Source organism: Stagnihabitans lacustris, from assembly GCF_025950525.1.
Lineage (GTDB): Bacteria > Pseudomonadota > Alphaproteobacteria > Rhodobacterales > Rhodobacteraceae > Stagnihabitans.
On record NZ_JAPDGS010000001.1, the window covers coordinates 832,529 to 856,076 of the forward strand.

Here is a 23,548-nt window from a genome sequence, read left to right on the forward strand (position 1 = left end):
AACTTGCAAGCGTTTTGCGGCCCATCAGCCGGTCAGCCGGTCAACCCATAGGCCAGGCGGATCGCCGAAATCGCCGAAGGCCCGAATTGCCCATCTGCCTTGCCCTTCAGGAAATCGCGCTTTTGCAGGATCTTTTGCAGCTCGACCCGGGTCTTGGCCGAAAAAGCATCGGCATTGGTGGTCAGCTGGTCCAGCACATCCTGGCTGCCGGCGCGCAAGGCGTCATACAGATAGGCGGCGGCCTGCGCGGGACCCTGACCCTTGATGAAACCGGCGTCGATCATGCCGGCCATGTTGAACATCGCCTCGGGCTGGCGTTGATCGGCGGCCTTCTGGAAGTATTCGATCCCCAGCGCCTGGTCGGGGGCAAGGCCAAGCCCGCCCTGGAAATGCAAAAAGCCCAGGTCGTTCAGCGCGTCGGGCAAGCCCTGATCGGCTGCGGCCTGATACAGCTCTAGCGCGCGGGTCGGATCGGGGGCCACGCCAAGGCCGCGCTCATAGATCTGCGCCAGTTCGAATTGCGCCACGGCCTCTCCGGCCTTGGCCGCACGGCTCATGTAGTCGAAGGCCAGCTTGGGGTCATAGCGGCTGTCGTCGGGGTTCTGCGCCATATAGGCGAGGCCAATCATCGACCGCGTGTCGCCCTCTTCGGCCAGGGCCCGCATCCGGGTTTCGGTATCGGCGGGGGCTGCGGCCCAGGCCAGGCGCGGATCATCGGCAGCCTCTGGCGCGGCCGCCGAAGTCCCGGCAAGATAGAAGGGCTCACCCGAGAGGGACCCATCCGTCCAGGGCAACTGCTTGTTTTCGGTGGCGGCAAGCACCTCGTCGCGCACCCGGCGAAACATCAGGCCAATTTCCAGGTTGGGCTGAACCACGGCCTCCATCAGCGCGGTCGCATAGGGCGAGTTTTCGCCGCGCCCATCCATCGCCACCTGACCCTGGCTGGCGGCAAAGGCCACAAGCGTGCCCTGTTCCGGATTGACCGCCGCCAGCCCTTGGGCCTTGGGCGCGTCATTCAACCCCTCGACCGGAAGCAGTTTGCCAAAGGGATTGTTGCGGCAGGCGTCGATGATCACGATCCGCATCTTGCGGGCGTGATCCACCGTCTTGAGGATCTGATTGACCGAGATCGAGACCCGCGCCACATCCAGGATATTGGCGACCTTGGCATCGACCGGGATCAGGAAGTTTTCGCCCGAGACCTCGACCCCATGGCCCGCGAAATAGACCAGCGCCACATCGGCGGTTTCCGATTCGAAGCTGAAGCGGTCCATCAACTGCAGCAACTGCGCCTGGGTCGCGTCGATGGCATAGGTGACTTTGAAGCCCACCTGTTCCAGCTTTTGGCCAACGCGGTTGGCGTCGTTGATCGTGTTCTTCAGCCCCGGAACGTTCTGATAGGCCCCCATGCCGATGACCATGGCGACCTTTTCGGCCAGGGCCGGGGAGGAGAGGCAAAAGAGCAGGGCAAGGACAAGAAAGCGCATGACGGACCTGGGTTTGATGTGCGGCGACTATGCGCCTTTGCACCCATAAATCAACCGGATCGCGCAAAAGTCAGGGGGAGAGCGCGGCGCGCCCTCCCCCTGCAGGACATGGCCCCAAAGATCAGCCGCGCTTGCGGCGCAGCGCCACCAGGGCGCCGATGCCCGCCAGCACCAAGGGCGCCGAAGCGGGCAGGGGGACGGGAGCGGGGGCCGCGACCTGGGTCAAGCGCCAGGTGGCGGGGGTGAAGGCCCCGCTGGTCAAAGCCGCGCCGGCAAATCCATAGGTGGCCCGGACCGGAAAATTCTTCACCATGTGAAACCGAAAGACGGGGTCAGAGGAACTGTAAGCCTGAATATCCATGGTGCTGCCGTCAAAGGTCACGAGCCCCAGGCTTCCAGTCCTCAGGTAGCTGCCGCCAAGAGAGAACTCGGTGATATCTGCCACCACGGTCGCCCCGGTCGACGCGTTGACCCCAAAGCTTGTGATGAAGGCCCCAAGGACCTTGTTGGAATCGTCTTGCGCAACAGTCCCGGTCAAGGTGCCGTGCAAGACATTGCCCGTCGAAAGGCCATAGGTGAAGGTGAAGGTCGCGGCCTGGGCCACGGTCGTCACGCACAGCGCCAAAAGGCCGGCCAGTGCGGTCAGTTTCAAAGTCATGGGTTGTCCTGTTCGCGGAAGGGCATCTGCGGCATGGCTAGCTGCTTTCGCAAAGCTTTCCAAGACTTGGACCAAGACTTGGCGTGAAAACCGGTGAAGTTCCCGCCGCGCAAGGCTTCGTCATGGTCAATCCCGGGACGGCGCGTGCCATTGTTTCCGGCCCATGTCGAATCGCAAAGTGGACCGCCGCACCCAAGGGGGGAAAAAGCCCGCGCTTTTCACCTGACCCGGGGGAAAGCATTCTGGCAAAACAGGTTCCAGACGATGACGGCGCAACTGACGATTGACAGACGGGGACGACCTGACGTCATATCAAAGCGCCGCAGGTGGGGACTGGCGGATGTTTCAGCACGCCGTCAGGCCAGGACAGGGGGGAACCGGCGCACCCTCTGCGACTTTTTCAGCCGGAAAACGACGTCCGTCATAGACCGGGCGCGGGGAGGTTGTGATGGATCTGGACGCGCTTTTGGCCGACCGTGAAGGTGAGGCTCCGTCCGGGGAGAATTTGGAATACGACTTCGACTTCATGGAGCTGCAGCGCTTGGCCTCGCCGGGTGAGGAAAAGCAGATGGGGTCGACGATCGTGGCGGGCGAAGAGCCCGATTTCAAAGCCGTCGAAGCCGCAGCCCTGGGCATCCTGGGCCGGGCCCATGACATCCGCGCCGCCGTCATTCTGGGCGAGGCGCGGTTGAACACCAAGGGCCTGACCGGGTTTGCCGATGTCACGACCTATATCCGCCGCGTCCTGGAAGAGCGTTGGGAGACCTGCCATCCCGAACTTGACGCCGATGACGACAACGACCCGACGATGCGGATCAACGCGATCCGCGACCTGACCAATGCAACGCGGACGCTGAAATATGCGCGCCGGGTGCCGCTGGCCAACAGCCGGACCTTTGGCCGCGCCTCGATCCTGCAGATCCAGCAGGCTTATGGCGAAGTGCCGATGGGCGAGGATCAGGAGGCCGAGTTCAACCGCTCGACCATCGGGGCGGCGTTCCAGGACACGGCGCCCGAGGTTCTGACGGCGACGCTGGAAGCGGCGCGGACGGTTGTGGCCGACCTTAAGGCCATCGACCGCAAGGTGATGGATGCGGGCGGCGGGCTGGACCTGTCGGATTTGCAAAAGCTGGCCGCCGCCATGGTGCGCCATGTCCAGGAATTCGCGGCCGGCGATGCGCCAGAGGCCGTCGAGGAAGATGAAGATGAAGCCGATGCTCCGGTGGCCACTGCGCGGCCGGTGCGCGGCGGGGGGTCTGGTTCGGTGGAAAGTGCCGCCGACGCCAAGGCCGCCTTGGACCGGGTGATCGACTATTTCAAGCGCCACGAGCCCTCCAGCCCGGTGCCGATCATTCTGGAACGCGCCAAGCGCCTGGTGGGCGCCGATTTTCTGACCATCGTCCGGGACATGGCGCCCGAGGGGATGGAAATGGTCCGCACGGTGGGCGGGCTGAAGGACGAAGACGACGACTGAACAACAACCGCGGGAAAATCGACCCCGGACGCGGGGTCCGTCTCAACAAGGAGCCTTTAGATGAGCACGAGTTCGCAGAAATTCATCGCGCGCAATCGGGCGCCCCGGGTCCAGATCGAATATGATGTGGAACTTTACGGCGCCGAAAAGAAGGTGCAATTGCCCTTCGTCATGGGTGTGATGTCCGATCTGTCGGGTAAATCCGAAGAGCCCCTTCCGGCGGTCGCCGACCGCAAGTTCCTGGAAATCGACGTCGACAATTTTGACGACCGGATGAAGTCGATGAAACCGCGGGCCGCGTTTTCGGTGCCCAATACGCTGACCGGCGAAGGCAACCTGGCCGTGGATATCACTTTCGAGTCGATGGATGATTTCACCCCCGGCGCCATTGCCAAAAAGGTCGAGCCGCTGGCCAAATTGCTGGATGCCCGGACGCAATTGTCCAACCTGATGACCTATATGGACGGCAAGACCGGCGCCGAAGAGCTGATCGCCAAGGTGATGCAGGACCCGTCCTTGTTGAAATCGCTTGCGGCCTCGCCCAAGCCCGAAGCGGAGGAGTAAAACATGGCTGAACTGCAAAGCTCCGCAATTGGCGCGGTCGGCACGACGGAACTGTCGGATTTCTCCTCGCTGTTGAACAAGGAATTCCGTCCGAAATCGGATGCGGCGAAATCGGCGGTGGAAACCGCGGTCAAGACGCTTGCGGAACAGGCCCTGGCCAATACCGCGCTGATTTCCGATGATGCGCTGAAGTCGATCCAGGGGCTGATTGCCGAGATTGACAAGAAGCTGACCGAGCAGATCAATCAGATCCTGCACCACCCGGATTTTCAACAGCTGGAATCGGCCTGGCGCGGGTTGCACTACCTGGTGAACAACACCGAGACCGACGAAAACCTGAAGATCCGGGTCATGAACATCTCCAAAAAGGACATGTCCAAGACGCTGCGGAAATTCAAGGGCACGGCTTGGGATCAGTCACCGATTTTCAAGAAGCTGTATGAAGAAGAGTTCGGCCAATTGGGCGGTCAGCCCTATGGCACGCTGGTGGCGGACTATTACTTTGACCACTCGCCGCCCGATGTCGAATTGCTGGGCGAGATGGCCAAGATTGCCGCCGCAGCTCATGCGCCGTTGATCACCGGGGCGGAACCGACGCTGTTCCAGATGGACAGCTGGACCGAGTTGGCCAATCCGCGCGACCTGACCAAGATTTTCCAGACGCCGGAATATGCGGCCTGGAATTCGCTGCGGGAGTCCGAGGATTCGAAATATGTCGGCCTCGCAATGCCGCGCTTCCTGGGCCGGTTGCCCTATGGAGCGAAAACCGACCCGGTTGATGCCTTTGCCTTTGAAGAAGACACCGACGGCAAGGATCACGACGCCTATGGCTGGGTCAATGCGGCCTATGGGATGGCGGTCAATATCAACCGCTCGTTCAAGGAATACGGCTGGTGCTCGCGTATTCGCGGGGTGGAATCTGGCGGTGCGGTGCCGAACCTGCCGTCGCATACCTTCCCTTCGGATGATGGTGGCGTCGACCAGAAATGCCCGACGGAAATTGCGATCTCCGATCGGCGCGAGGCGGAATTGGCCAAGAATGGCATGATGCCGCTGATTCACCGGAAGAATACCGACGTGGCGGCTTTCATCGGCGCGCAATCGCTGCACAAGCCTGCCGAATATGACGACCCGGACGCCAGCGCCAATGCCAATTTGGGCGCCCGTCTGCCCTATCTCTTCGCGACCTGCCGCTTTGCACATTATCTGAAGTGCATGGTTCGCGACAAAGTGGGCTCGTTCAAGAGCCGCACCGCGATGCAGTCCTGGCTTCAGGACTGGATCAACAAATACGTCGACTTCAACGCCGAAATTTCGTCCGAATCGGAAAAGGCTCGCAAACCGCTGGCCGCTGCCGAAGTCGTTGTCGAAGAGGTCGAAGGCAATCCGGGGTATTACACCTCGAAATTCTTCCTTCGTCCGCATTACCAACTGGAAGGCCTCAGTGTTTCGCTGCGGCTGGTCTCCAAATTGCCCTCTGAAAAGGGCTAATGCCGATTGCCGACCCGGCGTTCGGGTCGGCCCCCCTTTCAAGCGTGCCCTTGCCCCCGCCAGGGCCTTTCACCAAGAGGAACTAAGACATGGCCAATACGCTTTTTGTGCAGATCGACGGTATCGTGGGTGATGCGGTCGAAAAGAACCACAAGGATTGGATCGAAGTCGACACCGTTGGCTTTGGCCTGGAGCGTCACTCCGAGCAGGAAGGTGGCGTCGTGACCCGTGGTTTCGGCAAGGCCGTCTTCAAGGACGTGTCTTTCACCTCGGAATTCGGTCGCCACACCATCGACCTGATGTATCACGTCGCTGGCGGCAAGCGTCTGAAGAAGGTCATCATTCACCAGACCAAGGCGAATGAAGACGCCGCTGTGGCGCTGGAGCCCTATATCATCTGGACGCTGGAAGATGCCCAAGTGAACACCTATACCGTCAATGCTTCGTCGGATGACATTCCGAAAGAAGACTGGGCGATCCGCGCGGCCAAGATCGACATCGAATACAAATATCCGAAGGGCGGCAAGTTGCAGACCTTCAAGAACTTCAAGTGGGATGTTGGCGCCGGCGTTATGGGCTGATCCATCTGACATATTTCCGGCGCGGGGGCAATTCTCCGCGCCGGTTTTCGCATTTTGAAGGGGAAGAGCATGACGCCCGAAGAGCTTCTGAAATCCGGCGATGCGGCAGGCGCTTTGGCTGCGCTTTCCGACCAAGTTCGGACCAATCCGGGCGACAACCGCTTGCGCATCTTCCTCTTTCAATTGATGTGCGTTTTGGGCCAATGGGATCGCGCAATCCGGCAACTCAAGATTTGCGGAGAGAAAGATCCGTCAGCCTTGCCCATGGCGCAGACTTACCGAGAGGCGATCATTTGTGAAGTCTATCGCGAGAAGGTCTTTGCCGGAGAGAAATCGCCCCTCGTGATGGGTCAACCGCAGGATTGGTTGGCGCAAGTGATTGAATCATCGAGGCTTCTTGCCAAGGGCGAAGCGCAGGCCGCCGCTGATCTGCGCGCCGGTGCCTTCGACGCTGCGCCGGGTTCGAAGGGAATTGCGGATGGGGTGCCGTTTGAGTGGATTGCAGATGCGGATATGCGTTTGGGGCCGGTCCTGGAAGCCATCGTGAATGGCAAATATTATTGGGTCCCTTTCAATCAACTACGGGAGATCACCTTCGATCCTCCGACGGATCTGCGTGATTCCGTTTGGACTGCAGCGCATTTGACGTTGGTAACTGAGGGTAAAGTGGTTGCGTTGATTCCATCACGCTATCCGCTCTCTGGACAAAAAGGTGAATCGCTGGAGAAATTGGGACGCGCGACCTCTTTCGCGGATGCGGGAGCAGATACATTTATCGGACTTGGTCAAAAGATTTTGGCAACCGATCAGGGCGATATTGCTTTGTTGGACGCCAGAACCATTTCGTTCTCGGAGTAACGTATGGCTGACAGGATGATGGCGGAGAGGCTGCAACCCTCCCTGCTGGACCGACTTACGGATGATGATCCTACGAACCCTGCGGAGAGCCGCGAGGCACGTGTGATTGATATTCGTCGGTTGCGTGAAATCGTTCAACGTGATCTGTCCTGGCTCTTGAACACGAACAATTCCGAGACGTGGATTGATCCGGAACGTTATCCATTGGCTTCGAAATCCGTGTTGAATTATGGCGTTCGCGAGGTCGCCGGAGACTTCGCCGCTAAAGACCGCGCTCAATTGATACGGAAATCTATTGCTGGTGCCATCGAAGCCTTTGAGCCGCGTATTCGTCGTGGATCGGCGCAGGTTGAGATTCGCAGTGAGAATGTTGCAAGGCAGACCGTGATTTCATTTGATATACGAGCCGATATGTGGGCCGAGCCGATTCCGATCGAACTGTATCTGCGCTCCTCGGTTGATGTGACGACCGGGGAAGTGTCGTTGGAAAGGGCGGGATAATGGATACGCGGCTCCTCGCGCATTACGAGTCGGAATTGGCTTTTCTGCGCGACATGGGCGCCGAATTTGCCGCTGCCTATCCCAAGGTTGCTTCTCGGCTTGGGATGGAAGGCATGGAGGTCCTTGATCCCTATGTCGAACGTTTGCTGGAGGGGGTCGCCTTTCTTTCGGCCCGCGTTCAACTCTCTTTGGAAATGCAGTTTCCGGCATTTACGTCGAATTTACTTGAGATCATCTATCCGCATTTCCTCGCGCCGACGCCTTCCATGATGATCGTGCAGATGGCGCCTGATCTGGGAAATGCTGCGGTGAAGGACGGTTATGTCTTGAAGCGCGGCACGAAGTTGCGGTCGCGCCAGATTGATGGCGAGCAGACGGCATGTATTTTCCGCACCTCTGCCGATTTGGCCCTTTGGCCGATTGAAGTGTCTGAAGTTGAATATATCGACAGCCGTGGCGGTCTCGTTGCGGCGGGTGTTAGCCGTGATACGCCCGCGCGTGCGGGAATTCGGGTTCGCTTGAAACGTATTGACGGGGCTCCGATCAAAGAACTGCCGCTCGATTCGCTGATGCTCCACTTGTCTGGTCCTGCGGGTGAAGCCTGGGTCTTGCATGAAGCGCTCTGCACGCGCGTGACGGGGATGACCGGGCGTTCGACGGATCGCCGTTCGGATTGGACTTTGCCGCTGAATGCGAAGGCGCGGGCGCGTGGATTTGATCGTGAAGAAGCGCTCTTGCCCAATCCGCGTCGCTCATTTGACGGCTATCGTCTGCTGCAAGAATATTTTGCAATGCCAGAGCGGTTTCATTTCGTGGAACTCACCGGCCTTCGCCCCGCTTTGGCGCGGGCGATGGGGGATGATGTCGACCTTTATATCCTCTTTTCAGAGCCGCTGCCTGACAAAGGCGCTTGCGTTCGGCGGGAGAGTTTCGTTTTGAACGCCATACCGGCGGTCAATCTCTTTGAGCGCCCCTTTGATCGTGTCCATATTACCCACTCGGATGTCGAGCAATATATTACGCCGATCCGAACGGCACCTTTGGATTTCGAGATCTATGCCATCACCAAGGTGACAGGGATTTCGACAAAGACCAATGAAGAGACCGAGTTTCGCCCTTTCTATTCCGCCACGGATATAACTTCGGCGGGTGAGAGCCATCACACTTATTACACGATCCATCGTCGCATGCGACAGCGGACCGAGAAAGAACGACTGCGTGGTGTGCGCACCTCTTATCTGGGGTCAGAGGTCTATCTTTCCCTCGTTGACGCGCGGCAGGCGCCCTATTCGGCGGAACTCACGCAATTGGCCGTTACCGGCCTTTGCACAAATCGGGACCTGCCGCTTTTGCTGTCGTCAGCCGGCAAGGATGCCTTTCACTTGCCGGATGGGGGCCCGGTTTTGGCAATTACACCCGTGGTCGCGCCAACGCGGCCGCGGCCGACCATTGCGCAGGGCGAGACGGCTTGGCGGCTCATCAGCCATCTGAGTTTGAACTATCTTTCGATCAATGACCGCGAAGGCGGCCAGGGCGGCGCAGAGGCCCTGCGCGAGCTTTTGGGTCTCTATGCCCCGACCGGAGATCGCGTGATTGCCAAGCAGATGGAGGCTCTGCGCGGCGTTTCGACTCGTCCGATCGTGCGGCGGATGACGGATGAAGTCCTGTCCACTGCGGTCCGCGGCCTGGAAATCAAGCTGGACTTTGACGAGTCTTTCTTTGACGGATCAGGGGTTTATGTGCTCGCCTCGGTCCTGGAACGCTTCTTCCGCAAGTATGTAACCATCAATTCGTTTACCGAAACCGTCCTTTCAACCCAACAGCGCGGAGAGATCACAAGGTGGCGACCGGAAAGCGGGCTCGGTCGGATGATCTGACGCATATCGCGCAGCTCCGGGACGATCCGACGGATTATCACATTTTCCACGCCCTGCGCGTGCTAGAGGCGCACAACGCCGACCGGCCGCGCTTTGGTCAGTCGCGGCGGGCGGCACAGGATGCGGTTCGGTTGGAGCAAGAGGCCGAATTGGCCTTTCCGACCTCGACCATTGCCGATTACATCGAGGCACCGGGCAAGCCTGCGCGTCTGGTCAATCGGTTCTTTGGCCTTTTCGGTCCGATGGGGCCGCTGCCATTGCACATGACGGAATATGCCCGCGAAAGGCGGCGCAATTTCCGCGATACAACACTGATCGCATTTGCCAATACTTTCACCCATCGGATCATGGGTCTGTTTTATCGGGCTTGGGCTGCTGGACAGCCGGCGCCGCAATTTGACCGCAAGGGCGACGACAGTTTCGAGCCGAAAGTGGCCGCCCTGACGGGTCATATGGGGCCGGGGCTTCAGGCGCGTGATCTGATGCCGGACCTCGCCAAGCGTTATTTTGCGGGGCATATGGCTTCGGGGACGCGCACGGCTGAGGGTCTTGTGACGTTGTTGCAAAGCTTCTTCAAGGTGCCGGTTCACCTGCAGGAATTCGTCGGGTGCTGGCTGGATTTGGAACCGGATGATCGGTGGCAATTGGGCATGGGTGCCCTCGGGCTTTCGACGTCAATTGGCACGCGGGTATGGTCCCGCGCCTCGAAGTTCCGGATCATGATCGGTCCCCTGTCGATGGAGGATTACCGTCGCTTTTTGCCCAATGCCGACCCCAATCATGAGGGCGCCATTGAACGGCTTGAAGCGGTGGTTCGCAATTACCTTGGTGATGCGCTGGATTGGGATGTGAATGTCATCCTGAAAGCGCGCGAAGTGCCCAGAGTGGCTTTGGGCGGCCGCAATGCCGCGCTTGGCCATACGACCTGGCTTGGGGCGCGCCGCGACCAAGCCCATGATGCCGCTGACCTTTTCCTTTCCCCCCCGCATGTGCTGCACCGCCAGCGCCAGAATACCGGAGCCCAAAGATGAGCGAAATTTCCCGCGTCGCCCTGTTCGGCAAGCTGAACCGACTGGCTTATCAGGCCATCGAGGGCGCCACCGTTTTCTGTAAATTGCGCGGCAACCCCTATGTCGAATTGATCCATTGGCTGCACCAAATCCTGCAGCAGCCCAATTCCGACATCCACCGCATTGCCGAGCATTTCAAATTGGACCCGGCCAAGCTTGTGGCCGACATGCAGCGCGCTTTGGATCAACTGCCGCGCGGCGCCTCCAGCATTTCCGACCTGTCCGAACATCTGGAGGATGCCACCGAACGCGGCTGGGTCTGGGGGTCGCTGCTGTTCAACGCCTCTCAGGTGCGGACGGGTTTCCTGATCCTGGGCATGGTCAAGACCCCGGCTCTGCGCAACATTCTTTACGCGATCTCGGCCGAGTTCAAAAAGGTGAAACCGGACGATCTGGCCGAGAATTTCGCCGCCGCGGTCAATGGCTCGCCCGAAGAAGGGCAGGGGGCGACGGATGGGTCGCATGTCGGCTCTGGTGCACCGGGTGAGGATTCGGGGGCCATGGCGCCGGCCGCGATGGGCAAGGAAGAGGCGCTGAAGAAATTCTGCACCGACATGACCCAGCAGGCGCGTGACGGCAAGATCGACCCCATCGTCGGGCGCGACGAGGAAATCCGCCAAGTCGTTGATATCCTGATGCGTCGTCGGCAGAACAACCCGATCCTGACGGGTGAGGCGGGGGTGGGCAAGACCTCGGTCGTCGAAGGCTTCGCGCTGCGGATTGCGCGCGGCGACGTGCCCCCCGCGCTGAAGGAAGCCCGCATCCTGGCGCTGGACGTGGGCCTGTTGCAGGCCGGGGCCTCGATGAAGGGCGAGTTTGAAAACCGCCTGAAGGCCGTGATCGAAGAGGTCCAGGCCTCGACCACGCCGATCATCATGTTCATCGACGAGACGCATACTCTGGTTGGTGCGGGCGGTGCGGCGGGCACCGGCGATGCGGCCAACCTGTTGAAGCCGGCTTTGGCGCGCGGCACGTTGCGGACGATTGGCGCGACCACCTGGGCCGAATACAAGAAGCACATCGAGAAAGACCCGGCGCTGACCCGCCGCTTTCAGACCGTCGTTGTGGATGAACCCAGCCCGACCAAAGCCATCCTGATGATGCGCGGTATTGCCTCCATGCTGGAAAAGCACCACCGCGTGCAGATCCTGGACGAGGCGATCGAGGCGGCGGTGAACCTGTCGGCCCGCTATATCCCCGCCCGGCAATTGCCCGACAAATCGGTCAGCGTCCTTGATACCGCTTGCGCCCGTGTGGCCGTGTCCCAGCACGCCGTTCCGGCCGAGGTCGACGACAGCCGCCGCCGCATCGAGGCGTTGGAGACCGAGCTTGGCATCATCGCCCGCGACGAAACCGCAGGCTATGAGGTGGGCGAGCGTCGCAAGGCCGTCTTGAACCTGCGCATGAACGAAGAGGCGCGGTTGAATGGTCTGACCGCGCGGTGGGAGGCCGAAAAGGCCGTGGTCGAACAGATCCTCGCGATCCGCGCCAAGCTGCGCGAGGGCGCGTCGCCTGTCGATGGCCCCACCGGTCCGACCGGGGCAGAGGCTCCGGCGCCGGAGGGTCATTCGCCCCTGGATGACGCCGCCCGCATCGACCTGACCACGGAACTGCGCGCCAAGAATGACGAGTTGGCGGCACTTCAGGGGGAAAGCCCGCTGATCCTTCCCATTGTGGACGCGGTGGCGGTTGGGACAATCATTGGGGACTGGACCGGCATCCCCGTCGGCCGGATGCTGAAAGACGAGCTGCAAACCGTGATCGACCTGGCGGATCATCTGGCGAAACGCGTCATCGGGCAGGACCATGCCATGAAGATGATCGCGAAACGCATCCAGACCGCGCGGGCGGGTCTGGACAATCCGCAAAAGCCGATTGGCGTCTTCATGCTGGCCGGGACCTCGGGCGTGGGTAAAACCGAAACCGCGCTGGCCTTGGCCGAGGTCATGTATGGCGGCGAACAGAATGTCATCACCATCAACATGAGCGAATACCAAGAGGCCCATACCGTCAGCTCGCTGAAAGGCGCGCCTCCCGGTTATATCGGCTATGGTGAGGGTGGCGTTCTGACCGAAGCCGTGCGGCGCAAACCCTATTCGGTCGTGCTGCTGGACGAGGTCGAAAAGGCCCACCCCGATGTGCACGAGATCTTCTTTCAGGTCTTTGACAAAGGGATCATGGAGGACGGCGAGGGCCGCTCCATCGACTTCCGCAACACCATGATTTTGCTGACCACCAACGCCGGCACCGACAAGATCATGGACCTCTGCGCCGACCCCGACCTGATGCCCGACCCCGAGGCGATTGCGAAAGAACTGCGCGAGCCGCTGTTGAAGATCTTCCCGCCCGCTTTGCTGGGCCGTCTGGTCGTGATCCCCTATTACCCGCTGTCGCCCGATATGGTCGGCAAGATCACTCGGTTGCAGCTGAACCGCATCAAAAAACGGGTCGAGGCCGCTCATTCCGTGCCCTTCACCTATTCCGATGCGGTCATCGACCTGATCGTCGCCCGCTGCCAAGAGGTCGAATCGGGCGGCCGGATGATCGACGCCATCGTGACCAACACGATGCTGCCCGACATCTCGGGCGAATTCCTGCGCCGGATGATTGCCGGCAAGGACGTGGCCAAGGTCGAACTGGACGCGAAAGACGGCCAGTTCACCTATGCGTTTGACTGATGATTGCGGGCGTGCCGGGCAACCGGCGCGCCCGACACGAAAGCTTATGGAAGGCAAGAATGGCGAAGGCGGAATTCAGCGCGGCTTGGTGGACCAAGAACAAGGCGAAGACTTTGATGGACAAGGGCGATACGGTGGAAAAGGCGTTCAAGGTGATGGAGACGGCCCGGACCATCGTGGTCAAGGATTTCGACAGCGCCAAGCTGAAATCCTATGAACAGGCGCTGTCGAAACTGGAAGATGCGGTGACGGCCCTGACCAAAAAAGCCAATGCGACGCTGCACAAGGAAACGATCGGCTATCTGGCCGATTACAAGAAAGAGGCCGCCGAACGGATCAAGGTCAATGCGCCCCTGATCAAGGCCGCGGCCAAGCAGGAAGACTACGACTTCAACGACATGATGGCCCATCGCGACTTTCAGGCCTGGGCCAAGAAGCAAAGCATTGCGGGCGACGTGGCGTTCTATCTTTTGATGATCCGCAACGGCGAAAAGGGCAACGAGAAGATCTATAACGAATTCATCCCGGAAACGGCCCGGTTTTCGGTCAATTTGCCGTCCGATATCCGCGCCAAGCTGAAGCCGGATGGCACAGGGCCTTGGAGCGCGGCTGTGGACGACGTGATGCAGGTTCTGGCGCATCGGGCAGAAGCCTGGCGGCAGGAGCTGGCCAACGAGATGAGCAAGCGCGTCAGGTAAACGCAGGGCCTTATGGCAGGCCGGACAGGGAAAACGGGGAAGACCATGGCGGGACTGGGATTTTCGATGAACTTCGGCACGATGAGCGCGGCGCCCGTCGGCGGCCCGGCGCCTGCGCGCTTTCGCATCGCGTTGATGGGCGACTTCTCGGGCCGCGCGGCCAAGGGCGAGCTGGAGACCGGCGCGGCCCTGGCCAAGCGCCGCCCGATCAAGCTGGACATCGACACGGTCGAAAAGGTGATCGCGGGCTTTGCCACGGAACTGGTGTTGCCCATCGGCAAGAAGGGCGCGGGGATCGCGGTCACTCTGCGGGGCCTGGACGATCTGCATCCGGACGAGCTGTTCGGCAGCATCGAGATGTTCGAAGAGTTGGTCGCGCTGAAGCGCCGCCTTGCCACGGGATCAACCGCCAAGGGCGCTGTGAGCGAGCTGCGCGAATGGGGCCGCGAGTTTGGCCGCAAGGTCAATCCTCCGGCGCGGAAATCGGCGGGCAATGCGGTGCCCTCGGATCGCAAGCTGTCGGATTTCGCGCGGCTTTCGGGACGCAAGACGGCGCAGGTCAAGGCCTCTGCGACCGATGAGCTGCTGGCCCGCGTCGTGGGCCCCCATATCCAGGCGCTGCCCGATCCCAATGCCGCCGCCATGCAAGAGGCGGTCGAGGAAAGCCTTGCCGAGGCGATGCGCCTTGTCCTGCATCACCCCGAATTCCAGTCGGTCGAGGCCCAGTGGCGCATGCTGGACCTGATCGCGCGGTCGGTCGAAACCGATGCAAAGCTGGACATCGTGCTTTACGACATTTCGGCCGAGGAACTGGCCGCCGATCTGGCCGCCCAAGACGATCTGACGGAATCGGGCTTTTGCCAGTTGCTGGTGGAATCCACCCCCGATGGGCGCGGGCCGTTCAGCGCGGTTTGCGGGCTTTATACTTTCGAGGAAACCCCGCCCCATGCCGAACTGGTGGCCCGCATCGCCAAAGTGGCGGCCCATGTCCGCGCGCCCTTCTTTGCCGCCATCACGCCGACCTTCCTGGACACCAAACCCGAGGACCGTCACCCCATGGTGGCCGAGGCCTGGGACAGTCTGCGCGCCCAACCCGAGGCGGGCTATGTGGGCCTTGTGTCGCCGCGCTTTTTGTTGCGCAGGCCTTACGGGGCCAAGTCCGAGCCGATCTATGAATTCGACTTCGAGGAATTCACGGAAACCGAGGGCCTTTCGGGGATGCTTTGGGCCAATCCGGTGGCGCTGGTGGCCATCCTTCTGGCGCAAAGCTACCGCAAGAACGGGCCGTCGCTGGGGCTTGGCAAGATCATGTCGCTGGGCGGGATGCCGTATCACTATGTCAAGGACCGCCATGGCGATCAGGTGGCGCTTCCCTGCACCGAACGCAACCTGACCCAGGCCAAGACGCAAGCCACGGTGGCGCGCGGCTATATGCCGGTGATTTCGGTCAAGGGCCGCGACGAGGTGCGGCTTGGGTCCTTCAACGCGCTGAACGGGTCGCCGGTGCTGGGCTTCTGGGCCGATGTGCCGCCCTTTGTGGCGAAAGAGGCCGCCAGCTTTGCAGGGACAGCCAGCGTTGCAGGGGCCGCCGCGGCGCCTGTGGCCGAAGACAGCACGGATGCGGCGTCCGACGAGGATACCTCGCTGGACGATCTGCTGGCGGGCTTTGGCGATGACTTCGGGTCGTCGGATGACACGTCAGAGGCCCCCCCCGACTCTGCGGGGAACGACGACGAGATGGACGCAGACCTGGCCGCCCTGTTGGCCAGCCTTTAGGCGCCTGTAATAGCTCTGGTCCGGCGGGCTTTGGCCGGGCATGATGGCGCAAGGGGCTCTGGCCCTTTGCGTCGCCCCGCAAGGGGATGGTTGAAAGGGTGATGGTTATGCCGGAAATCAGGCAGATCGAAAATCTCTTCATCACGCTTTCGGGCGATGGGGCGACGGATCTCATTTGTGTGGGCGCGCAGGCCGAAGAGGCCTTGTCGGAAATCCCGCGGATGCGGATGGAATTCGTGTCCAAGGATGCGAAGTTCGATCCCGGGTCGATCATCGGCAAACGCATCAAGCTGGAGACCGAGCAGGGCTTTTCCTGGTCGGGCCTGGTGGTGCAGGTCGAGGATCTGGGGCTGATGGCGGGGGGCGATGTCTATGCCGCCGAACTGCGGCCCTGGCTGTGGGTTTCCACCATCGGCGAGGAGAACCGCATCTACCAGAACCTGACCACGGCGCAGATCGTCGAGGATGTGTTGAAACCGCTGGGTGGCACGATCGACGTGGGTGTCACCACGCCGACGCGCGAATATTGCGTGCAATACAAGGAAAGCGACTTCGCCTTCATCTCGCGCCTGCTGGAGGAAGACGGGGTCCATTACTATTTCGACTATTCGGGCGCGGTCGAAAAGATGGTCCTGTCGACCGATATCATGACCGGGATCGACAAGGGCACGATCCCCTTCACCGAGGCCAATATCTCGGCCTATTCGCGGGCCGACCGCGACACGATCTATGAATGGTCGACGCGCGACCGGGCGGCCTCGGGCAAGGTCACGGTCTGGGATTACGACTTCACCAAGTCGAACACGCCGCTGTCTGCGACCTCTGCCACCGCGGCCCAGCCCCATGGCCAGATCGAGCGCTATCAGTCGGGCGGCCATTTCACGACCTCGGATGCCGGCACGACGCTGGCGCGCATCGCCGCCGAAGGCCATGCGGCCGAGGTGAAACGGGCGACCGGCCTGACCAACCATGCCGATGTGCGGGTGGGTCACCGCTTCAAGCTGAAATATCCTGACCGGCAGGCGGTCGAGGGCACCTATGCCGTGATCAAGGCGCGCCATTACGTGCGGTTTGACGACGGCGCCGAGGGCACCGAGCTGTCGCGCATCAACCGCAACGCCCAGTCGATCCATTTCCCCGAAGGCATGAAGCTTTATGAGACCGAATTCGAGGTCCAGCCCGCCGAAATCGCCTATCAGCCGCCCAAAAAGACTCCCTGGCCCGAGGTCCCCGCGCTGTTGACGGCCCTGGTCACAGGCCCCTCGGGTGAGGAAATCCACACCGACAAATACGGTCGGATCAAGGTGCAGTTCCCCTGGGACCGCAAGGGCAAGAAGGACGAAAAGACAACCTGCTGGGTGCGCACCGTCATGCCTTGGACCGGCAAGGGCTATGGCATCGTGGCCATCCCGCGGATGGGGATGGAAGTCGTCATCCAGTTCGAACGCGGCAACATCGACCGGCCGATCTGCACGGGGATGCTGTATAACTCGGCCAACATGCCGCCCTATGGCCTGCCGGGCGAAATGAACCGCTTTGTGATCCGCACCCAATCGACCAAGCAGGGCGGCGCGTCGAATTTCCACGAATTGTCCTTTGACGACACCAAGGGCAAGGAACTGACCTATTTCCAGTCGGAAAAGAACTACAAGGAATTGGTCAAGGCCAATGCCCAGATCAACATCGGCGGCAGCCTGACGCAGGTCGTCCATGTCAACACCTCGGAAACCGTCGAGACGGGGGAAAGGACCCTGGACGTTCAGGCGGGGTCGGAAACGACTACGATTGCCAAAGACCAGAACCACACGATCGGCGAAAACCGCATCTGGGAGGTCGGCATCGACGACAACCTGAAGGTGGGGGCCAACCGGACGCAGGAAATCGGCGGCAATCATTCCGAAACCATCGGCGGCGATTCGTCCAAGACCATCGGTGGCGCGCTGAGCGTGACGGTCGGTTCTGATGTCACCGTCAACCACGGCGCCAACGAGACCACCGCGATTTCGGGCGACCGGGTTCATTCGGTCGGCGGGGCTCATGCGCAGACGGTGGGCGGCGATCAATCCGTCGCGATCGGCGCCAAGCAACAGGTCGATGTCAGCGACAGCCAGACCGTGGTCATCGGCTCCAGCCAAGAGCTTACCGTGGGCTCGACCCAGGACATCGCGGTGGGCTCCAGCTCGGTGCTGGATATCGGTTCCAGCTATGGCGTCACCACCGGGACAAGCACGAAGATCAAGGCCGGGACCTCGATCACACTGGAGGCCAATGTGTCCATCGAGTTGAAAGTGGGCGCCAGCAAGATCAAGATCGACCCCTCGGGCGTCACGATCGAGGGGCCGATGATCCAGGTCAAGGGGACGGCCATGCTGATGGCCGAGGCGCCATTGGTGCAGACGAAGGCCTCGGGGATCTTGATCCTCAAGGGCGGCGTCACGATGATCAACTAGGGGGCGCCATGGATCGTTTTGCCAATCTGATCAAGATCCCGCCTCAGCCGGCCGCAAGGCTTCTGGCGGCCGACAGTGTCGAGCTGGATACGCCGATTGCGGCGCCTGCGGCCTCGCCGGTCGAGGTCGTCTTGCGCGAGCTGGACAGCAAGGAAGCCTGGGTCGACATGGTGCGCCTGCTGGCCGTGGCGCTGCCTGCGCGCGAAAGGGTCTGGTGGGCCTGTATCGCGGCGCGCGACATGCTGGCGGCGGGCGCCCGGGTGCCGCCGCCCCTGGCCGCCGCCGAGGCCTGGGTGTTCAAGCCGACCGAGGAAAACCGCGCCTTGGCCCATCACGCCTTTCAACAGGCCGCGATGAAGGACGACAGCAAGTTTTGCGCCATGGCGGTGCAGTTTCATGACGGGACCCTGGGGCCGGGCGATCTGGCCAAGCATCCCGCGCCGCCCGGCGGGTCCTCAATGGCGGCTTTTGCGATGAACATCACCGCACTTCCCCATTCCGGCCTGCCGTTCGAGGTGGCCATCGGCCTGGTCATCGAACGCGGCCTGGATATCGGGCGCGGCGGGTCGGGCCAGGTCAAGAAACCCGTGCTGGAGGGCGTGTGATGCTGGCATCCCGCATATCCGACCCCCATGTCTGCCCGATGTTCACCGGCCCCGTGCCCCATGTCGGCGGTCCGATCGTGCTGGGCTGTTTCACGGTGCTGACGGGGATGTTGCCGCAAGCGACGGTGTCAAACATGTGCGTTTGTGTCGGTCCGCCCGACTCTATCGTAAAAGGTTCGGCCACAGTGCTTGTCGGGGGCTTGCCTGCGGCGCGGTTGGGCGACATGACTGCCCATGGGGGCACGATCGTTATGGGCTGCCCCACGGTTCTGATCGGGGGCTAAGAAGGCGACGATGGCGGTCACGCTGAAATTCCAATCCTCTGGCGCGGTGCCCGGCGACGGGCGCCCGGTTTCCATGCGTGGTCCCTCGTTGTCCATCGGGCGGGGGCCGGACAATGACCTGGTGTTGCCAGACCCGGACCGGATGATTTCCAAGACCCATTGCGTGATCGAAAATCAGGGCGGCAGTGTCGTGGTGGTCGATACCTCGACCAATGGCACCTTCCTGAACTATGGCAAGCAGGCCCTGGGCCGGGTGGCGACGCCCTTGTCGGATGGCGATGTCCTGATCCTGGGTCCTTACGAGCTGATCGTGCAGGTCACGCCCGATCAGCATTGGTCCGAGCCGATGGCGCCTTTGGGCGAGGGTCCGGCCTCGCATGGTCAGGCGGGCAGGGCGCCTGATCCCTACAAGCTGATCGACGACGCGGCGCCGGGTGGGGATTTTCTGGACAGCCTTCTGGGGCCCTCGACCCCGGTCGGCCCCAAGGCCTTCAAAAAGCCCGAAGACCAGGTCGACCTTCTGCCGCCCATCGGTGCGGATGGGCCCCTGCTGGCCCCCCGCCCCGAGATGCCGATGGGGCCTGCGATGCGCGACCATGCCGCCTCGGTCAGCGACAGTTTCCGCGTCTCCGCCCCGCCCACCATGTCCAAGCCGGTGATCCCGGATGACTGGGACGACCTGCTGGCGCCGACACCCGCGGCACCACAGGCCCAGGCCATTCCGCCCGGCGCCGACCTGCACAGCCACAGGACGGACCCTTTCGCCGACGCTTTCGCGGACCCGTTCGGGGCCGATCCTTTCGCCCCCCCTCCTGTCGCATCCCCCCCCGCGCCCGAGCCGGTCGAGGACCCTTTTGCCGCGCTCCTCGCGCCTCCCGCGCCCGTTGCGGTGCCCGTGGCGCCCCCCGTTCCACCCCCGGCGCCCCCAGTGGCGGCCCCGATTGCGCCTGCCGCTGATCCCTTCATCACCGACCCGAATTTGCAGCGCCCCACCCCGGTTGCGCCCCCCGCCTCTGCTCCCACCCCCACTCCCGCCCCCGCCTTGCCCTCTGACGCCTCCCGCGCCTTCCTTGCGGCCCTTGGTGCCGAAGAGGTCAAGCTTTCGGATGCCGAACTGCCCGCCACCATGGCGCGGCTGGGCAAGACGCTGGGCGCCATGATCACCGGCTTGCGGGAAATCCTGATGACCCGGACGTCGATCAAATCCGAGTTCCGCATCGAACAGACCATGGTGAACTCGGGCGGCAACAACCCGTTGAAGTTCTCGGTCTCGCCCGAACAGGCGATCGAGGCCATGGTGAAGCCCATGGCGCGCGGCTATCTGCCCGCCGATCAGGCCGCCTCGCAGGCGCTGGAGGATATCAAGGCCCATGAAATCGCCATGGTCACTGGCATGGAAGCCGCGTTGAAAGGCGTGCTGCGCAAGCTGGACCCCGCCTCGCTGACCCAAAAGATCGAGGCCAAGGGCGGCGTCGGTTTCCTGAAAAACCGCAAGGCCCAGTATTGGGAAACCTACGAAACCATGTATGCCGAGATCAGCGATCAGGCGGAAAACGACTTCCAAGAGCTTTTTGCCACGGAATTCGCCAATGCCTACCGCGCGCAGCTCGCCAAGTTGAAAGCGGCCAAGGAATAGGCCGATAAGGGAGACAGTATGTCCTGGGACAGCAAGGTATTGTGGACCGAAGGGCTTTTCCTTCAGCCGCATCACTTCCAGCAGGCCGACCGCTACCACGAGGCGCTGATCGCAGGATTGGCGGGCAGGGTGGCGCCCTATGTCTGGGGACTGTCCGGGTTGGAACTGGATGATGCCGCGCTGAAGGTGGGGCAGATCGCGATCAAATCGGCCAGCGGCTTGACGCAGGACGGCACGGTCTTTCGTGTGCCTGCCGCGGAAAGCCATCCGCCGGCACTCGAGGTCCCGCCCAATATCAAGGACTGTGTGGTCATGCTGACCGTGCCGCAGCGCAGGCAGGGCGCGGCCGAAGTTGACCTGACCGGGGCCGAACAATCCGCCAGCCGCCTGCGTCCGGCCGAGGTCGAAGTGACCGATGTCATGAGCCTTGACCGCAAGGGCGTCACGCTGGGCGTCGGCAAGATGCGGTTGCAATTCGCGCTGGCGGTCGATGACCTGGCCGACAAGCTGGCCATCCCGATCGCCCGCATCATCGAGGTGCGCCCCGACCGCGAAGTGGTGCTGGACACGTCCTTTATCGCCTCTTGCCTGGATGTGCGGGCGGCCTTTCCGCTGGGGTCTTTCGTGCGGGAATTGGACGGGCTTTTGAACCACCGCGTGACCGCGCTGGCCGGTCGGTTGGCCGAAAGCGGCACGGCGCGGGGTGTGGCGGAAATCCAGGACTTCCTGCTGTTGCAGGTCTGCAACCGCGCTTTGCCGCTGATGCGGCTGATCGGGGCGCAAGAAAACCTGCATCCGATCACGCTCTATGCCCATCTGGTGCAGCTGGCCGGAGAGCTTGCGACCTTCATGGCGGCCGAACGTCGCCCGCCGGATTTCCCGGCCTATCAGCATGACGATCTGAACCGCACCTTTGCCCCGGTGATCCGCACCCTGCGGCAGTATCTGTCGGCCGTGCTGGAACAAAACGCGGTCATGATCCCGCTGGAGGCGCGCAAATACGGCATTTCGGTGGGGCTTATCGCCGACCGGAAACTTCTGTCCACCGCGGGCTTTGTCTTGGCCGTCAAGGCCGATATCCCCGATGAGACCGTGCGCCGCCATTTCTCTGGCCAGGTCAAGATCGGCCCGGTGGAGGAGATCCGCCAGCTGGTGAACTCTGCCCTGCCGGGCATCGGGCTGCGGCCCCTGCCGGTCGCGCCCCGTCAGATCCCCTATCACGCGGGCGTCGTCTATTTCGCGATGGAAGAGGGCAGCCCCTATTGGGCCAAGATGACCACGACGGGCGGCATCGCTGTTCATGTCTCGGGCGAATATCCGGGGCTTGTCATGGAACTCTGGGCGATCCGCCAAACTTAACAGGAGGCTTCGATGGCCAAAGACCCCTTTGCCGAGCCCGATGACCATGAACGCACCGTCATTCGCCCCAATCCGGGCGGACGGCGCGGGGCGGCGCCTGCGGCCCCCTCTTATGCGCCACCCGCCTATGAGCCGGGCGCACCCAATCCCTTTGGCGCCTCGGCGCCCTATGGGTCAGCGCCCGGCGCCTCGCCTTTGGGCGTGCCGCAATCCGCCGCGCGGGGGCCTGCCGAACCTGATGCCATCGCGCTGACCGGGGTCAATCAGCTTGTGGCGCTGGGGACGCCTTTGTTCGCGCTGTTGGGCCGTATCCGCAACCGCGCCCAGCACCCCGATCCGGAGAAGCTTCGCCAATCCGTTATGGCCGAGGTGCGCAATTTTGAAAACGCCGCGCTAAAGGCTGGCGAGGATGCGCAGAAGGTCAAGGTCGCCCGCTATGCGCTTTGTGCGACGCTGGATGACGTGGTGCTGAACACCCCCTGGGGCGAGCAATCGGGCTGGGCCATGCAGTCGATGGTGGGCACCTTCCACCGCGAGACGGTGGGCGGCGACCGCTTCTTTGACCTTTTGGCGCGGCTGGAACAGGACCCGGGCACCAATATCGACCTTCTGGAATTCCTGTATATGTGCCTGTCGCTGGGGTTTGAGGGGCGTTTGCGCGTCGAACAGGGCGGGATGGACAAACACGGCCAGATCCGCGTGGCCTTGGCCCGCATCATCCGGGGCCAGCGCGGAGAGTTCGAACGCGACCTCTCGCCGCGTTGGAAAGGGTTGGAAAAGCCCTATCGCATCCTGTCGGTCTGGAAGCCGGTCTGGATCACCGTCGGCGCCATGGCCTTGATCCTGGCGATGATTTTCGGCGGCCTGTCTTATCTGTTGAACCAGCGGCAGGGTCTGGCCCTGACCGCCATTGCCACGGTCGAGGCCGCAGAGGCGCCCAAGCTGTTGCGCCGCGCCCCGCCGCCCCCCCCGCCGCCGCCGCAAAAGGTCGAGGTCGACAAGATCGCCAAGCTGACGACCTTTCTTGCGCCCGAGATCAACGACAAGGTGGTCACGATCCTGACCGAAAAGAACGCGATCATCATTCGCCTGTCCGGTGTCGGCATGTTCAAATCGGGATCGGACAAGATGAACGCCGAGTTCGAAAAGCCGATCAACCGCGTCGCCGAGGCCTTGACCGAGGAAAAGGGCCATATCCTGATTGTGGGCCATTCGGATTCTTCGCCTGTGGGCTCAGGCCGCTTCAAGTCGAACGAGGAACTGTCCCAGGCCCGCGCCGATGCCGTGCTGAAGATGGTGGCGCCGGTGGTGGGCGACCCTTCCCGCCTGCTGGCCGAAGGGCGCGGCGCCAAAGAGCCCATCGCCGACAACGAGACCCGCGAGGGCCGCGCGGCCAACCGCCGGATCGAGATCATGTTGGTCAAGGGCGACGCGCCCACGCCGGCCGCCGATCCTGCGGCGGACCCTGCCGAACCTGCTCCTGCGACCGGAGGCAACTGAC

Annotated in this window: 20 protein-coding genes; 18 read left to right on the forward strand and 2 right to left on the reverse strand. The window is 62.0% G+C overall.

From position 1 onward, the window contains the following. Positions 1-32: 32 nt before the first annotated feature. Together NX862_RS03995 and NX862_RS04000 are read right to left on the reverse strand one after the other, a co-directional pair. A complete protein-coding gene (locus tag NX862_RS03995; protein WP_264492572.1) occupies positions 33-1,487 on the reverse strand; it encodes a caspase family protein in 1,455 nt (484 codons plus the stop codon). Between the two features lie 121 nt (positions 1,488-1,608). Then, complete coding sequence (locus tag NX862_RS04000) at positions 1,609-2,145, reverse strand: VPLPA-CTERM sorting domain-containing protein (protein ID WP_264492573.1); 537 nt, start codon at positions 2,143-2,145, stop codon at positions 1,609-1,611. An 83-nt stretch (positions 2,146-2,228) separates the two neighbouring features. Here NX862_RS04000 and NX862_RS04005 point away from each other — a divergent pair, with 83 nt between their 5' ends. From NX862_RS04005 to icmH, 18 genes are all read left to right on the forward strand, one after another. Continuing rightward, positions 2,229-2,432 carry a hypothetical protein gene (locus NX862_RS04005; protein WP_264492574.1) on the forward strand — a complete coding sequence of 68 codons (204 nt, stop codon included), beginning with the start codon at positions 2,229-2,231 and terminating at the stop codon, positions 2,430-2,432. A 161-nt stretch (positions 2,433-2,593) separates the two neighbouring features. Beyond that, positions 2,594-3,619 carry a type VI secretion system protein TssA gene (tssA, locus tag NX862_RS04010; protein WP_264492575.1) on the forward strand — a complete coding sequence of 342 codons (1,026 nt, stop codon included), beginning with the start codon at positions 2,594-2,596 and terminating at the stop codon, positions 3,617-3,619. Between the two features lie 60 nt (positions 3,620-3,679). Next, positions 3,680-4,183, forward strand: coding sequence for a type VI secretion system contractile sheath small subunit (gene tssB, locus NX862_RS04015; RefSeq protein ID WP_264492576.1), 504 nt, complete (start codon positions 3,680-3,682; stop codon positions 4,181-4,183). 3 nt (positions 4,184-4,186) lie between these two features. Then, positions 4,187-5,674, forward strand: coding sequence for a type VI secretion system contractile sheath large subunit (tssC, locus tag NX862_RS04020; protein ID WP_264492577.1), 1,488 nt, complete (start codon positions 4,187-4,189; stop codon positions 5,672-5,674). Between the two features lie 89 nt (positions 5,675-5,763). Then, positions 5,764-6,255: an Hcp family type VI secretion system effector gene (locus tag NX862_RS04025; RefSeq protein ID WP_264492578.1), complete on the forward strand. Its 492-nt coding sequence runs from the start codon at positions 5,764-5,766 to the stop codon at positions 6,253-6,255. 69 nt (positions 6,256-6,324) lie between these two features. Beyond that, positions 6,325-7,113 (forward strand): type VI secretion system accessory protein TagJ, encoded by a 789-nt coding sequence (locus tag NX862_RS04030; RefSeq protein ID WP_264492579.1) that lies wholly within the window; start codon positions 6,325-6,327, stop codon positions 7,111-7,113. 3 nt (positions 7,114-7,116) lie between these two features. Next, a complete protein-coding gene (gene tssE / locus NX862_RS04035) occupies positions 7,117-7,614 on the forward strand; it encodes a type VI secretion system baseplate subunit TssE (protein WP_264492580.1) in 498 nt (165 codons plus the stop codon). Then, complete coding sequence (gene tssF, locus NX862_RS04040; RefSeq protein WP_264492581.1) at positions 7,614-9,491, forward strand: type VI secretion system baseplate subunit TssF; 1,878 nt, start codon at positions 7,614-7,616, stop codon at positions 9,489-9,491. The genes tssE and tssF overlap by 1 nt, the downstream gene beginning before the upstream one ends. Continuing rightward, the gene (gene tssG / locus NX862_RS04045; protein WP_264492582.1) at positions 9,455-10,522 is read left to right on the forward strand and encodes a type VI secretion system baseplate subunit TssG; all 1,068 of its coding nucleotides are present in this window, start codon (positions 9,455-9,457) and stop codon (positions 10,520-10,522) included. The genes tssF and tssG overlap by 37 nt, the downstream gene beginning before the upstream one ends. Next, complete coding sequence (tssH, locus tag NX862_RS04050; protein WP_264492583.1) at positions 10,519-13,239, forward strand: type VI secretion system ATPase TssH; 2,721 nt, start codon at positions 10,519-10,521, stop codon at positions 13,237-13,239. The genes tssG and tssH overlap by 4 nt, the downstream gene beginning before the upstream one ends. A 59-nt stretch (positions 13,240-13,298) precedes the next feature. Further along, positions 13,299-13,937 (forward strand): hypothetical protein, encoded by a 639-nt coding sequence (locus tag NX862_RS04055; protein WP_264492584.1) that lies wholly within the window; start codon positions 13,299-13,301, stop codon positions 13,935-13,937. A 45-nt stretch (positions 13,938-13,982) separates the two neighbouring features. Continuing rightward, positions 13,983-15,713, forward strand: a complete 1,731-nt coding sequence (locus NX862_RS04060) for a type VI secretion system contractile sheath domain-containing protein (protein ID WP_264492585.1) — start codon at positions 13,983-13,985, stop codon at positions 15,711-15,713. Between the two features lie 107 nt (positions 15,714-15,820). Next, positions 15,821-18,163 (forward strand): type VI secretion system Vgr family protein, encoded by a 2,343-nt coding sequence (locus NX862_RS04065; protein ID WP_264492586.1) that lies wholly within the window; start codon positions 15,821-15,823, stop codon positions 18,161-18,163. Between the two features lie 8 nt (positions 18,164-18,171). Beyond that, positions 18,172-18,768: a DUF6931 family protein gene (locus tag NX862_RS04070; RefSeq protein ID WP_264492587.1), complete on the forward strand. Its 597-nt coding sequence runs from the start codon at positions 18,172-18,174 to the stop codon at positions 18,766-18,768. Next, positions 18,768-19,052 carry a PAAR domain-containing contractile injection system baseplate protein gene (locus NX862_RS04075; protein ID WP_264492588.1) on the forward strand — a complete coding sequence of 95 codons (285 nt, stop codon included), beginning with the start codon at positions 18,768-18,770 and terminating at the stop codon, positions 19,050-19,052. The genes NX862_RS04070 and NX862_RS04075 overlap by 1 nt, the downstream gene beginning before the upstream one ends. A gap of 10 nt (positions 19,053-19,062) precedes the next feature. Further along, positions 19,063-20,688: a type VI secretion system-associated FHA domain protein TagH gene (gene tagH / locus NX862_RS04080; protein WP_264492589.1), complete on the forward strand. Its 1,626-nt coding sequence runs from the start codon at positions 19,063-19,065 to the stop codon at positions 20,686-20,688. Positions 20,689-20,706: 18 nt separating this feature from the next. After that, complete coding sequence (gene tssK, locus NX862_RS04085; RefSeq protein WP_264492590.1) at positions 20,707-22,047, forward strand: type VI secretion system baseplate subunit TssK; 1,341 nt, start codon at positions 20,707-20,709, stop codon at positions 22,045-22,047. A gap of 12 nt (positions 22,048-22,059) precedes the next feature. Next, positions 22,060-23,547, forward strand: coding sequence for a type IVB secretion system protein IcmH/DotU (icmH, locus tag NX862_RS04090; RefSeq protein WP_264492591.1), 1,488 nt, complete (start codon positions 22,060-22,062; stop codon positions 23,545-23,547). Position 23,548: the final 1 nt, after the last annotated feature.

Bases quoted from the DNA above. Each gene is read 5' to 3' on its own strand.
- NX862_RS03995 (WP_264492572.1), bottom strand. From the start codon at position 1,487: ATGCGCTTTCTTGTCCTTGCCCTGCTCTTTTGCCTCTCCTCCCCGGCC.
- NX862_RS04000 (WP_264492573.1), bottom strand. From the start codon at position 2,145: ATGACTTTGAAACTGACCGCACTGGCCGGCCTTTTGGCGCTGTGCGTG.
- tssA (WP_264492575.1), top strand. From the start codon at position 2,594: ATGGATCTGGACGCGCTTTTGGCCGACCGTGAAGGTGAGGCTCCGTCC.
- tssB (WP_264492576.1), top strand. From the start codon at position 3,680: ATGAGCACGAGTTCGCAGAAATTCATCGCGCGCAATCGGGCGCCCCGG.
- tssC (WP_264492577.1), top strand. From the start codon at position 4,187: ATGGCTGAACTGCAAAGCTCCGCAATTGGCGCGGTCGGCACGACGGAA.
- NX862_RS04025 (WP_264492578.1), top strand. From the start codon at position 5,764: ATGGCCAATACGCTTTTTGTGCAGATCGACGGTATCGTGGGTGATGCG.
- NX862_RS04030 (WP_264492579.1), top strand. From the start codon at position 6,325: ATGACGCCCGAAGAGCTTCTGAAATCCGGCGATGCGGCAGGCGCTTTG.
- tssE (WP_264492580.1), top strand. From the start codon at position 7,117: ATGGCTGACAGGATGATGGCGGAGAGGCTGCAACCCTCCCTGCTGGAC.
- tssF (WP_264492581.1), top strand. From the start codon at position 7,614: ATGGATACGCGGCTCCTCGCGCATTACGAGTCGGAATTGGCTTTTCTG.
- tssH (WP_264492583.1), top strand. From the start codon at position 10,519: ATGAGCGAAATTTCCCGCGTCGCCCTGTTCGGCAAGCTGAACCGACTG.
- NX862_RS04055 (WP_264492584.1), top strand. From the start codon at position 13,299: ATGGCGAAGGCGGAATTCAGCGCGGCTTGGTGGACCAAGAACAAGGCG.
- NX862_RS04060 (WP_264492585.1), top strand. From the start codon at position 13,983: ATGGCGGGACTGGGATTTTCGATGAACTTCGGCACGATGAGCGCGGCG.
- NX862_RS04065 (WP_264492586.1), top strand. From the start codon at position 15,821: ATGCCGGAAATCAGGCAGATCGAAAATCTCTTCATCACGCTTTCGGGC.
- NX862_RS04070 (WP_264492587.1), top strand. From the start codon at position 18,172: ATGGATCGTTTTGCCAATCTGATCAAGATCCCGCCTCAGCCGGCCGCA.
- NX862_RS04075 (WP_264492588.1), top strand. From the start codon at position 18,768: ATGCTGGCATCCCGCATATCCGACCCCCATGTCTGCCCGATGTTCACC.
- tagH (WP_264492589.1), top strand. From the start codon at position 19,063: ATGGCGGTCACGCTGAAATTCCAATCCTCTGGCGCGGTGCCCGGCGAC.
- tssK (WP_264492590.1), top strand. From the start codon at position 20,707: ATGTCCTGGGACAGCAAGGTATTGTGGACCGAAGGGCTTTTCCTTCAG.
- icmH (WP_264492591.1), top strand. From the start codon at position 22,060: ATGGCCAAAGACCCCTTTGCCGAGCCCGATGACCATGAACGCACCGTC.